The following is a 12,125-nucleotide window of genomic DNA, read 5'->3' as shown; positions in this document are numbered from 1 at the left end:
GCCGGAGTAGGAACCGGGTAAGGAAACGGGACCTGAGGGCTACGAAACAGGGGTGCCCTATGGCTCAGGGTGTAGGGGCAGGCGCTCATATGTGTGATGCGTGTAGGTGTCACGCGTGCGCCCTTCCTCCGCTCAGGCCACAGAAGAGAGACGCTCACCCATGTCCTGGCTGTCCAGGTTCAGCCTCGCGCAACGGGCCCTGATAGGGCTGATGTCGATCGTCGCGATCGTCTTCGGAGCGATAGCGATACCGCAGCTCAAGCAACAGCTGCTGCCCACCATCGAACTCCCGGTGGTGTCCGTGCTGGCGCCCTACCAGGGTGCGTCCCCCGATGTGGTGGAGAAGCAGGTCGTCGAGCCCATCGAGGACAACCTCGAAGGCGTCGACGGCATCACCGGAGTCACCTCCACGGCCAGCGAGGGCAACGCCCTGATCACGGCGTCCTTCGACTTCGGCAACGACACCAAGCAACTCGTGGCCGACGTCCAGCAGGCCGTCAACCGGGCCCGCGTGCTGCTCCCGGACGATGTGGACCCGCAGGTCGTCGCCGGCTCGACCGACGACATCCCGACCGTCGTCCTCGCCGTGACGTCCGACCAGGACCAGCAGGCCCTCGCCGACCGGCTCGACCGCACGGTGGTCCCCGACCTGCGGGCCATCGACGGCGTCGGCCAGGTCACGGTCGACGGGGTACGGGACCTCCAGATCACCGTCACCCCGGACGACAAGAAGCTGACGGCGGCGGGCCTCACCTCCGCGGCCCTCGCCCAGGCGCTCCAGGCGGGCGGCGCGACCGTCCCGGCAGGCTCCTTCGACGAGGACGGCAACAACCGCACGGTCCAGGTCGGCGGCGGCTTCACCTCGGTCCAGCAGATCGAGGACCTGATGGTGACGGGCGCGCCCGGCTCCCAGGCCAGGCCGGTGCGCCTCGCCGACGTCGCGGCCGTCAAGCAGGAGTCGGCGAAGGCCGACTCGATCACCCGTACGGACGGCAAGCCGAGCCTCGCGGTCAGCGTCACGATGGACAACGACGGCAGCGCGGTCGCGATCTCGGACGCGGTCGAGGACAAGCTCGCCGACATGCGCAAGGACCTGGGCGCGGGTTCGACCATCACGGTGGTCAGCGACCAGGGCCCGGCGGTGGCGAAGTCCATCAAGGGCCTGACCACGGAGGGCGGCCTCGGCCTGCTCTTCGCGGTGATCGTGATCCTGGTCTTCCTGGCCTCGGTCCGCTCGACCCTCGTCACGGCGGTCTCGATCCCGCTGTCGGTGGTCCTGGCGCTGATCGTCCTGTGGACCAGGGACCTGTCCCTGAACATGCTGACGCTGGGCGCGCTGACGATCGCGATCGGCCGGGTCGTCGACGACTCGATCGTGGTCCTGGAGAACATCAAGCGCCATCTCGGCTACGGCGAGGAGCGCCAGGAGGCGATCCTCAAGGCGGTCAGGGAGGTCGCGGGCGCGGTGACGTCCTCGACGCTCACGACGGTCGCGGTGTTCCTGCCGATCGGCCTCGTCGGCGGCATGGTCGGCCAGCTGTTCGGCGCGTTCAGCCTGACGGTGACGGCGGCCCTGCTGGCGTCGCTCCTGGTCTCCCTGACGGTCGTACCCGTCCTCTCGTACTGGTTCCTGCGCGCCCCCAAGGACACCCCGGACGACGCGGACGAGGCCCGCAGGCTGGCCGAGGAGAAGGAGGCGAAGAGCAGGCTCCAGCGTGTGTACGTGCCTGTCCTGCGGTTCGCGACCCGGCGCCGGCTGATGAGCGTGGCGATCGCGGCGGTCGTCCTGATCGGCACCTTCGGCATGGCCCCGCTCCTGAAGACCAACTTCTTCGACCAGGGCGAGCAGGAAGTCCTCACCGTCAAGCAGCAGTTGAAGCCGGGTACGAGCCTGGCGGCGACCGACGTACAGGCGCAGAAGGTCGAGCAGCTGCTCGCGGACGTGAAGGGCGTCAAGGACTACCAGGTGACGATCGGCTCGTCCGGTTTCCTGGCGGCCTTCGGCGGCGGCACGGACACCAACCAGGCCTCGTACCAGATCATGCTGGAGGACTCCGCGTCGGCGGACGACGTCCAGGACCGGATCGAGGAGGGCCTCGCCAAGCTCTCCGGCATCGGTACGACCACCATCGCGGCCGGTGACGGCTTCGGCAGCCAGGACCTGAGCGTGGTTGTGAAGGCGGCCGACGCGGACGTCCTGCGCGAGGCGGCGGACGAGGTACGCGACACGGTGGCGGGCCTGGACGACGTCACCGACGTCACCAGCAACCTGGCGCAGAGCGTGCCGCGCATCTCGGTACGGGCCAACTCCAAGGCGGCGGCGGCCGGTTACAACCAGCAGACGCTGGGCGCGGCGGTGGCCGAGGCGGTCAAGGGCACGACGGCCGCCAAGGCGATCCTGGACGACACCGAGCGCGACGTCGTGATCAGGGCGGCGAAGCCGGCCGAGACGCTCGACGAGCTGAAGGCGCTCCGGCTTGGCGCGGTGAAGCTCGGTGACATCGCGGACGTACAGCTCGTCGACGGCCCGGTGTCGATGACCCGGATCGACGGCCAGCGGGCCGCGACGATCACCGCTCGCCCGACCGGCGACAACACGGGTGCGGTCAGCACGGACCTCACGACGAAGCTGGACGCGCTGAAGCTCCCGGAGGGCGCGACGGCGGAGATCGGCGGGGTGACCTCGGATCAGGACGACGCGTTCAAGAACCTGGCGCTGGCGATGCTGGCGGCGATCGCGATCGTCTTCATGCTCCTGGTGGCGACGTTCCGTTCGCTGATCCAGCCGATGATCCTGCTGGTGTCGATCCCGTTCGCGGCGACCGGCGCGATCGGCCTGCTGGTGATCACAGGCACGCCGATGGGCGTCCCGGCGATGATCGGCATGCTGATGCTGATCGGCATCGTGGTGACGAACGCGATCGTGCTGATCGACCTGATCAACCAGTACCGCGGCCAGGGCTACGGAGTCGTCGAAGCCGTGGTGGAAGGCGGCAGGCACCGTCTCCGCCCGATCCTGATGACGGCCCTGGCGACCATCTTCGCCCTGCTCCCGATGGCGCTGGGCGTGACGGGCGAGGGCGGTTTCATCGCCCAGCCGCTCGCGGTGGTCGTCATCGGCGGCCTGATCACATCGACGCTCCTGACGCTGCTCCTGGTGCCGACGCTCTACGCGATGGTGGAGCTGCGGAAGGAACGGCGGGCGAAGAAGAAGGCGGCGAAGAAGGCCGACAGGACGGGCACCCCGGTGCAGGAGGCGGAGCCCGCGGGCGTGTGACCGTCCGTCCGACCCCATGGCGGCCGGGTACCGAACCCCCAAGGTTCGGTACCCGGCCGTCGGCGTGATCGGGTTCCGTATTGTGTGGCTCGAACTGCCGTACATGGGAAGGGGATTCGGGCGTGCTGCTGCACAAGGAGGACCCGAAATCGGTCGGCGGGTACAAATTGGTCGACCGGCTCGGCTCCGGCGGCATGGGGATCGTCTACCGGGGCAGATCACGCTCCGGGCGTGAGGTCGCCGTGAAGGTCGTGCACGCCCAGTACGCCGAGGACAAGGTCTTCCGTGCCCGCTTCCGGCAGGAGATCGAGGCCGTCCGCAAGGTGAGCGGCGCCTTCACCGCACCGGTCGTGGACGCCGATCCCGAGGCGGTACGGCCCTGGATGGCCACCCAGTACGTGCCAGGACGTTCCCTCGCCGACCGGATCCGCGAGGGCGGCGCCCTCCGCCCGGCCGAACTGCGCCAGCTGGCCCTCGGGTTGGTCGAGGCACTGCGGGACATCCACCGGGCCGGGGTCGTGCACCGCGACCTGAAACCGGCGAACGTCCTGCTGGCCGACGACGGCCCCCGCGTCATCGACTTCGGCATCTCCCGCGCCGCCGAGAACCACCAGACCCTGACCGAGACCGGCCAGATGATCGGCACCCCGCCCTTCATGTCGCCGGAGCAGTTCACCGACGCCCGCAAGGTCGGACCCGCCTCGGACGTCTTCTCCCTCGGGGCGCTCCTGGTGTTCTCGGCGACCGGACGCGGCCCCTTCGACGCCGACAGCCCCTACATGACCGCCTTCCGGGTCGTCCACGAGGCGCCCGAACTGGACGGCGTGCCGCAGCCGTTGCGCGCGGTCCTGGAGCGCTGTCTGACCAAGGAGGTCGCCGACCGGCCCGGACTCGACGCGCTGGCCCGGGAGTTCGCGGCGGTCCTGCCCGAACCCGACCCCGGTGACCCGGGTACCGTGACGCTCCGCCGGGACGTGCTGCGGACCATCGAGGAGACCCACGCCGGTGGTGCCGACCCGGCGGCTCCCACCCGCGTCACACGCGCCAGGGCCAGACGGGCACGGGGCCGCCGGGTCCGCCCGGTGCTGGCGACGGTCTGCACCTTGGGCGTGCTGGTCCTGGCGACGGGGTGGTACATCCGCTTCGGGCCGGGCTTCGCGGACGACTCCTCGGTGGGCACCGCCCCGGCCGCGAACTCCCGGTGGGCCGCGGTGCCCACCGGCTGGCAGCCCTGGCGGACGACGGTGCTGGAGACGGCCCAGCGGGGCGAGGTCAACCCGCTGGGCACGGAGAACGGCAACCGGGGCGACTCCACCTGCCAGCGGTACGAGGACGCCGTCTACTGCGCGGGCAGCAGCATCCTGCCCGTACGGCTGGACGGCCGTACCGGCGCCACCGTCTGGCGCTCCTCCCTCGCGACGGCCGCCGAAGGAGGCGGCGGGGGCCGGAACGACTTCGCGCTCCTCGGAGTGCGGGACGGCGCGATGCTCGTCCGGTACGCCGCCTACGCGAACGAGAACTCCGTCGACGCGACGACCCGCGTGGTCGCCGTCGACACGGAGAGCGGCGACGAGCTGTGGTCCCGTGAGGTGAACGACACCAACATCGAGGTGGCCCTGACCGGCGACCTCGTCATGACCACCGACGCCGGCGGCCGACTGGTGACGGCCCGCTCTCCGCGCACCGGCTCCGACCGCTGGACCACGCAGCTGCCGGCCGACACCTCCTGCACGTTCACCACCGTCGGCACGAGCCTGTACGCGCACTGCCTCCCGATGACGGACGACCCCCGGGCCGCCCAGATTCTCCAACTGGACCTGTCCGACGGCTCGGTGGTCCGGCGGTTCGAGGTCCCGTACCAGACCGCCCTGCTCGGCGGCGCCGGCGGCAGACTGGTCGTCATGGTGGCGGGAACCGACGGACAGGCGTCCGCCGAGGACGGGACGTCCGGCATGTTCCTGCTGGTGGACCCGGACACCGGGACGAGCACCAAGACGATACCGGCGAAGCCCTACACGGGCTCGGTGACACTGGCCGCCGACACCCTCTGGATCACCGGAGCCGACGGCCAGGTGAGCGCCGTGTCCCCGCTGACCGGCAAGCAGCTGTGGACGACCCGGACCGGCGTCGAGCACTCGGGCCCGCCCACCTACGACACCGGGACCCGCACCCTGTACGCGGCCAGCCCCAGCGGCCGGGTCGCCGCGCTCGACGCCCGCGAGGGCACGCTGCTCTGGGAGACGCCCGCGCGCGTCGAGCAGGTATCGAACGGCGACGCGATCAAGCCCGCGGTGCTGCCGTACGGCGGCGCGCTGATCGCGGCCACCCCGGACGGCACGGTCTTCGGCATCGACCCCGCGCACCCCGAGCGGGAACCCGACTCGGGGTGACAGCGGGGCACCGGGCCCGAGGTGGGAACGGGCCCTACGGCAGCGCCAGCATCCGCTCCAGCGCCAGCTTCGCGAACGCCTCCGTCTCCCGGTCGACCGAGATCTGGTTCACCAGCTTGCCCTCGGCCAGGGACTCCAGGGTCCAGACCAGGTGCGGGAGGTCGATGCGGTTCATCGTCGAGCAGAAGCAGACCGTCTTGTCGAGGAAGACGATCTCCTTGCCCTCGGGCGCGAAACGGTTCGCCAGCCGGCGTACCAGGTTCAGCTCGGTCCCGATGGCCCACTTGGAACCGGCCGGAGCCGCCTCCAGGGCCTTGATGATGTACTCGGTCGAGCCGACGTAGTCCGCCGCCTCCACCACCTCGTGCTTGCACTCCGGGTGGACCAGGACGTTCACCCCGGGTATGCGCGCCCGGACGTCGTTCACCGAGTCCAGCGAGAACCGCCCGTGCACCGAGCAGTGGCCGCGCCACAGGATCATCTTGGCGTCGCGCAGCTGCTCCGCGGTCAGGCCGCCGTTGGGCTTGTGCGGGTTGTACAGGACGCAGTCGTCGAGCGACATGCCCATGTCCCGTACGGCCGTGTTGCGGCCCAGGTGCTGGTCCGGCAGGAACAGGACCTTCTCGCCCTGCTCGAACGCCCATTCAAGGGCGCGCTCGGCATTGGACGAGGTGCAGATCGTGCCGCCGTGCTTGCCGGTGAACGCCTTGATGTCCGCCGAGGAGTTCATGTACGACACGGGTACGACCTGCTCGGCCACCCCGGCCTCCGTCAGGACGTCCCAGCACTCGGCGACCTGCTCGGCCGTCGCCATGTCGGCCATCGAGCAGCCGGCGGCCAGGTCGGGCAGGACCACCTTCTGCTCGTCGCCGGTCAGGATGTCCGCCGACTCGGCCATGAAGTGCACACCGCAGAAGACGATGTACTCCGCCTCCGGCCGTGCCGCCGCGTCCCGGGCCAGCTTGAAGGAGTCGCCCGTGACGTCCGCGAACTGGATGACCTCGTCGCGCTGGTAGTGGTGGCCGAGCACGAAGACCTTGTCGCCGAGCTTCTCCTTGGCCGCACGGGCACGTGCCACCAGGTCCGGGTCGGAGGGGGAGGGCAGGTCGCCGGGACACTCGACGCCACGCTCGCTCCGCGGGTCGGCCTCACGGCCGAGGAGCAGCAGGGCGAGGGGCGACGGCTGTACGTCGAGTTCCTGGGTCTGGGCGGTGGTCACGACACGCACCCTTTCTGTTCTGCGGGCTGTGCTGATGAAGGATGGACCTTTTCGTCGAATTGACGCTATCTATGGTAAGCCCTTCACGTCACTTTGACGAGGTCCATAGCGTCGATGTGACATGAATCCCGCGGCCTGTCCGGAGTCCGTCCACAGGTCGCTGTTCGCGTTCTTGCGTGTGTGCGAGCATGGAGGGAGAACGGAAAGACAGACTCTCGGCCCGGAATGAATCCGCGGCCCCGCCGGTTGCACTCGTCGGCAAGCAGTCTCCGTACAACCCGGGAGAGATGTAGATGTCCGTATCGGACGAGACCAGCACCGTCACCGACGGCATCATCCTGTCCGACGCCGCCGCGGCGAAGGTCAAGGCCCTGCTCGACCAGGAAGGCCGCGAGGACCTCGCCCTGCGCGTCGCGGTTCAGCCCGGCGGTTGCTCGGGTCTGCGCTACCAGCTGTTCTTCGACGAGCGTTCCCTCGACGGTGACGTTCTCAAGGACTTCGGCGGCGTCAAGGTCGTCACCGACCGGATGAGCGCTCCCTACCTCGGCGGCGCCTCCATCGACTTCGTCGACACGATCGAGAAGCAGGGCTTCACGATCGACAACCCGAACGCGACGGGCTCCTGCGCCTGCGGCGACTCCTTCAGCTAGGCCATAGCCCAACAGGAAGGCGGCGCCCCCCTCCGACGGGGGCGCCGCCTTCATCTGTGCCGAGGGTCACCTCTTGGCGAAGTCGCCCTCGGGGATCGCCTGCCCGTCCGCCCCGACGACCTTCCGGTCACCCAAAGGCTCGTCCAGCCGTACGGTCTCGTACGTGGCCTTGGCGAGCATGATGCAGACCTTGCCCTTCTCGGTCGTCGAGGTCACGGTCACCGTCACCTCGCCGTTCTCCTCCACCGAGGCCGAGTACTTGCTGCACACCCCGCCCCAGAAGCCCACCGTCAGCTCCTTGCCGTCGTCGGCGACCGTGTAGCCCTCGATCTTCGTGTCACGCGTCGTCGTCGGGGCCGACGGCTCGTCGCCCGGCGCGGTCGGCGTGGCCGTCGGAGACGGCTCCGCACCGCTCCCGGCCCCGGCCAGATACTTGGGATCGACCGCCGGATACGTCACCGTGAAGCTCTCGGCGGCACCCTCCGCCCGTACCTCGAACAGCCACGACGGCACCAGCGCCGGCCGCCCGGACACGGAGTGCGAGGCCAGCCCGAACACCGCCTTGTCGACGGTGAGCGACTCCTTCGCCCGCGTCGTCGTACCGCACGGCGCCTCCAGACGGTCCTTCAGCGGTACGGGGGTGGCGCAGCCGCCGATGCCCATGCGCGGCTCGGGAGTCGTCACCGCCCCGGGCTCGTTGAGCAGGGCCAGCGTCGCCTTGGCGCCCAGCACCGGATACGTGTCGCCCTTCACCGGCGTCGCCAACTGGCCGCTGCCGCCCACCACTTCGCCCTGTGCGCTGACCTGGATGCCGGTCGTCCAGCCGTACGTCGGCAGCCCGCCGACCACCGGGTTGGCGTTCACCACCCGCTGGGTGTCCATGAGCTGACTGGCGTCGAGCTTCGCGTCGTCCTGGCCGACCGCCTTCAGGATCGGCGCCGCGGCCTTCTTCGCAACCGCCTCGCTCACCGGCTTCACGGTCGTCTCGTCGCCGGAGTTCTGCGTGCACACGGTCGTGCTCTCGCAGTTGTCGGTGCCGCCCGCGAGATACCGGCTGAAGGACCAGGTCCCCGGCGCCTGCTTGTTCACCCGCAGAACCGGACCCGTGCCGTCCTTCGCCGCGCCGACCAGCCAGCTCTCGGCCTCCGTGACCGGCTTCCCCTCGACGCCGAGCGCCTCGGCCAGCCGGGTCACCTCGGCGGCGGTGATCTCGTCCTCCGCCGTCGAGTACACGGGCGCCGAGGCGGGCCCGGCGGGCAGCGTGCCGTCGGCGCGATAGGTCACGCCGTTCGGGTCGGGCTCGCCGGGCGCGATTCCGCTCGTACCGCCCGTGCCGTCGCCCCCGGTGTAGCCGTCGAGGGCCAGCGCCGGGGGAGTGGTGCCGTCGCCGCCGGGCGCCGCGGTGTTGTCCGTACGGCCGCCGCCCGAGCCGCCGGTCGCGCTGGTGGCGAGATACGCCCCGCCGCCCCCGACGAGCAGGACCGCGGCGGCGACCGAGGCGACGAGGACCGGGGACCGGCGCGGGGACGGGCGCTCCTCCGCGCCGCTCTCCTCCGGTACGGCCTCGGTGGTGCCGCCGGCGTCGGCCTCGGGGGCCTTGTCGTCGGCGTCGTCGTGATCGGGTCGCTCGGTGTTCACCGCATCGCTCCTTCGGCTCCCAGCTGTCCCGGCTGTCCCGACCGGCCCGGTCCTGTCACCGACAGGCACCGTGGGGTCGTACACCGCGTCCTCTTTACGGGGGACAGCGATGGGACGCAACGGGGGAGCGCACGGTTCCCTTCGAGCGCTGGTCGGCGGGGTGCCGCCGGTCGCCGCCCGTCAGTAGCCGTACTCGGACATCGCGTCCACCAGCAGCGCCGAGGCCTGCGGGACCGTCACTCCATGGATACGGGACGGAGAGACGGGCAGGGTGACGACCCGGTCCGGAGCCGCCCAGTGCGGTGCCATCCGGGCGCAGTCGCCGCGCAGGGAGGCCAGGCCGCCTTCGAGGTCGTGGCGCACCTGCTGGACCGGGTTGACCTTGAAGTTCGTCATACCGGAACCGTATGCACCGGATACCCGTCCGAGAAAGATCTACTATCGGGTAGTTTTGCCTGCTACAGCGCGCACGGGCCGACCGGGTAGCGTGAACTGTCAATCCGCCTCCCCTTGCAGGAGAGTGTCCTCGCCGTGCGTATCGCAGTCACCGGCTCCATCGCCACCGACCACCTCATGACCTTCCCCGGCCGTTTCGCCGACCAGCTCGTGGCGGACCAGTTGCACACGGTCTCGCTGTCCTTCCTGGTCGACAACCTCGACGTACGCCGGGGCGGTGTGGGTGCGAACATCGCCTTCGGCATGGGCCAGCTCGGCACCACGCCGATCCTGGTCGGGGCCGCCGGCGCCGACTTCGACGAGTACCGCGCCTGGCTGGACCGCCACGGCGTGGACACCGACTCGGTCCGGATCTCCGAGACGCTGCACACCGCGCGTTTCGTGTGCACCACCGACGCCGACCACAACCAGATCGGCTCCTTCTACACCGGCGCGATGAGCGAGGCCCGGCTCATCGAGCTGAAGACCGTCGCCGACCGCGTCGGCGGCCTCGACCTGGTCTCGATCGGCGCGGACGACCCGGAGGCGATGCTCCGCCACACCGAGGAGTGCCGCACCCGGTCCATCCCGTTCGCCGCGGACTTCTCCCAGCAGATCGCCCGCATGGGCGGCGACGACATCAAGGTCCTGCTGGAGGGCGCGGCGTACCTCTTCTCGAACGAGTACGAGAAGGGCCTCATCGAGTCCAAGACCGGCTGGTCCGACGCCGAGATCCTCGCCAAGGTCGGCACCCGGGTGACCACCCTCGGCGCCAGGGGCGTACGCATCGAGCGCGACGGCGAGGACCCGATCGAGGTCGGCTGCCCGGAGGAGGAGGCGAAGGTCGAGCCGACGGGTGTCGGTGACGCGTTCCGGGCGGGGTTCCTGTCGGGGCTGGCGTGGGGGGTTTCGCTGGAGCGGGCGGCGCAGGTGGGATGCATGCTTGCCACGTTGGTCATCGAGACTGTCGGCACCCAGGAGTACCAGTTGCGGCGGGTCAACTTCCTGGAGCGGTTCCGTAAGGCTTATGGGGATGAGGCCGCGGTGGAGGTTCAGGGGCATCTGGGCTGAGTTTTTCGTCTGCGGGTGCGTGGGGGCTGGTCGCGCAGTTCCCCGCGCCCCTATCGGGCGCGTTTAGCTCAACCGGCGGACTAGATATGCCGTTCCTTTCTCCGCCTGCTCCTCGCCCATGTATTCCTGTTCCCGCATTTCGCACCATGCCGGGATGTCCAGGCGGGCCGCCTCGTCGTCCGAGAGGACGCGGATCGTGGCGCCCACCGGGACGTCGCCGATGACCTTCGCCAGCTCGATCACCGGGATCGGGCACCGCTTGCCGAGGGCGTCCACGACGAGGGTGTCGTCCTCCCGTACCGTCACCGGAACCGGCGCGCCCAGCTTCTCCCGTACGGTCGCCACCGCACCCGGCAGGACGGTCAGGAACCGCTCGACGTCCTCGGCCGGGGTCCCGACGGGCAGCGACACCCTCACATTGCCCTCGCTCAGTACGCCCATCGCGCGCAGCACATGGCTCGGCGTCAGGGTGCTGCTCGTACAGGACGATCCGGACGAGACGGAGAAGCCCTCCCGATCCAGCTCGTGCAGCAGAGTCTCCCCGTCGACATAGAGACAGGAGAAGGTGACGACCCCGGGCAGTCGCCCCACCGGATCGCCGACCACCTCCACGTCCGGGACCAGCTGAGGCACCCGCGCCCGGATCCGCTCCGTCAGTTCCCGCAGCCGTACCGCCTCCTGGGCCGCCTCGGCCCGTACGGCACGCAGCGAAGCCGCCGCCGCGACGATCGCCGGCAGGTTCTCGAACCCGGCCGCCCGCCCCGACTCCCGCTCGTCCACGGGCCCTTGAACCGCGAACCGCACCCCTTTACGCACGGCCAGCAGCCCGACCCCGGAGGGCCCACCCCACTTATGGGCACTGGCGGCGAGCAACGACCAGGGCCCGGCCACCGCCCCCCACCCGAGCGACTGCGCCGCGTCCACCAGCAACGGCACCCCGGCCGCCCGGCACACCTCGGCCACCCCGGCGACCGGCTGCTCGGTCCCCACCTCGTGGTTGGCCGACTGGAGACAGGCCAGCGCGGTGTCCGACCGGAGGGCGTCCTCGTACCCCTCGACGGCAACGGAACCGCCACGATCCACCGCGACCGTGGTCACCTCCCCACCCGACGACTCCCACTCCTCCGCCGAATGGAGCACCGACGAGTGTTCGACCGCTGACACGATCAGGTGGCGTCCGACGCGACGCCGCCCGGCAAGAGCGCCCGCCATGCCGACGTGCACCGCCCGGGTGCCGGACGACATGAACGTCAGCTCATCGGGACGGCACCCAACCGCCTCTGCGGCAGCCTCCCGAGCCGCGTCGAGCAACAACCGAGCCCGCCGCCCCTCCCTGTACAAACGTGCGGGATCGGCCCACCCCTCATCGAGCGACGCAAGCAGAGCCTGCCGAGCAACAGGATGAAGGGGAGCAGCAGAGGCAGCATCGAAGTAGGACACACACC

8 protein-coding genes are annotated in these 12,125 nt (G+C 70.2%); 4 read left to right on the top strand and 4 right to left on the bottom strand.

Annotation, left to right across the window (positions count from 1 at the left end):
* The first annotated feature begins 160 nt into the window (after positions 1 to 160).
* The gene (locus tag ACFYXF_RS16290; protein WP_389350215.1) at positions 161 to 3,277 is read left to right on the top strand and encodes an efflux RND transporter permease subunit; all 3,117 of its coding nucleotides are present in this window, start codon (positions 161 to 163) and stop codon (positions 3,275 to 3,277) included.
* A gap of 122 nt (positions 3,278 to 3,399) precedes the next feature.
* The gene (locus ACFYXF_RS16285; RefSeq protein WP_389350214.1) at positions 3,400 to 5,667 is read left to right on the top strand and encodes a protein kinase; all 2,268 of its coding nucleotides are present in this window, start codon (positions 3,400 to 3,402) and stop codon (positions 5,665 to 5,667) included.
* A 34-nt stretch (positions 5,668 to 5,701) separates the two neighbouring features.
* Here ACFYXF_RS16285 and nadA read toward each other — a convergent pair whose 3' ends face one another.
* Positions 5,702 to 6,886, bottom strand: a complete 1,185-nt coding sequence (gene nadA / locus ACFYXF_RS16280) for a quinolinate synthase NadA (RefSeq protein ID WP_389350213.1) — start codon at positions 6,884 to 6,886, stop codon at positions 5,702 to 5,704.
* A 293-nt stretch (positions 6,887 to 7,179) separates the two neighbouring features.
* Here nadA and ACFYXF_RS16275 point away from each other — a divergent pair, with 293 nt between their 5' ends.
* Positions 7,180 to 7,536, top strand: coding sequence for an iron-sulfur cluster assembly accessory protein (locus ACFYXF_RS16275; RefSeq protein WP_369036767.1), 357 nt, complete (start codon positions 7,180 to 7,182; stop codon positions 7,534 to 7,536).
* Positions 7,537 to 7,602: 66 nt separating this feature from the next.
* Here the strand turns inward: ACFYXF_RS16275 and ACFYXF_RS16270 are convergent, their stop codons facing one another.
* Together ACFYXF_RS16270 and ACFYXF_RS16265 are read right to left on the bottom strand one after the other, a co-directional pair.
* On the bottom strand, positions 7,603 to 9,174 hold the full coding sequence (locus ACFYXF_RS16270) for a hypothetical protein (RefSeq protein ID WP_389350212.1): 1,572 nt from the start codon (positions 9,172 to 9,174) through the stop codon (positions 7,603 to 7,605).
* Positions 9,175 to 9,354: 180 nt separating this feature from the next.
* Positions 9,355 to 9,570, bottom strand: a complete 216-nt coding sequence (locus tag ACFYXF_RS16265) for a hypothetical protein (protein ID WP_389350211.1) — start codon at positions 9,568 to 9,570, stop codon at positions 9,355 to 9,357.
* A gap of 135 nt (positions 9,571 to 9,705) precedes the next feature.
* Here ACFYXF_RS16265 and ACFYXF_RS16260 point away from each other — a divergent pair, with 135 nt between their 5' ends.
* Positions 9,706 to 10,680, top strand: coding sequence for a carbohydrate kinase family protein (locus ACFYXF_RS16260; RefSeq protein WP_389350210.1), 975 nt, complete (start codon positions 9,706 to 9,708; stop codon positions 10,678 to 10,680).
* Between the two features lie 63 nt (positions 10,681 to 10,743).
* On the opposite strand, the gene ACFYXF_RS16255 is transcribed toward ACFYXF_RS16260, so the two are convergent.
* Positions 10,744 to 12,120, bottom strand: coding sequence for a cysteine desulfurase/sulfurtransferase TusA family protein (locus ACFYXF_RS16255; RefSeq protein ID WP_389350209.1), 1,377 nt, complete (start codon positions 12,118 to 12,120; stop codon positions 10,744 to 10,746).
* Positions 12,121 to 12,125: the final 5 nt, after the last annotated feature.

This window comes from Streptomyces sp. NPDC002680 (assembly GCF_042889145.1).
In the GTDB taxonomy this organism is placed as follows: domain Bacteria; phylum Actinomycetota; class Actinomycetes; order Streptomycetales; family Streptomycetaceae; genus Streptomyces; species Streptomyces adonidis.
The sequence above is the reverse complement of the archived record's forward strand: the minus strand, read 5'-3'. Positions and strand labels throughout refer to the sequence as shown.

Excerpts from the sequence above, each read along its gene's own strand:
- ACFYXF_RS16265 (WP_389350211.1), bottom strand. The coding sequence starts at position 9,570 with ATGACGAACTTCAAGGTCAACCCGGTCCAGCAGGTGCGCCACGACCTC.
- ACFYXF_RS16275 (WP_369036767.1), top strand. The coding sequence starts at position 7,180 with ATGTCCGTATCGGACGAGACCAGCACCGTCACCGACGGCATCATCCTG.
- ACFYXF_RS16290 (WP_389350215.1), top strand. The coding sequence starts at position 161 with ATGTCCTGGCTGTCCAGGTTCAGCCTCGCGCAACGGGCCCTGATAGGG.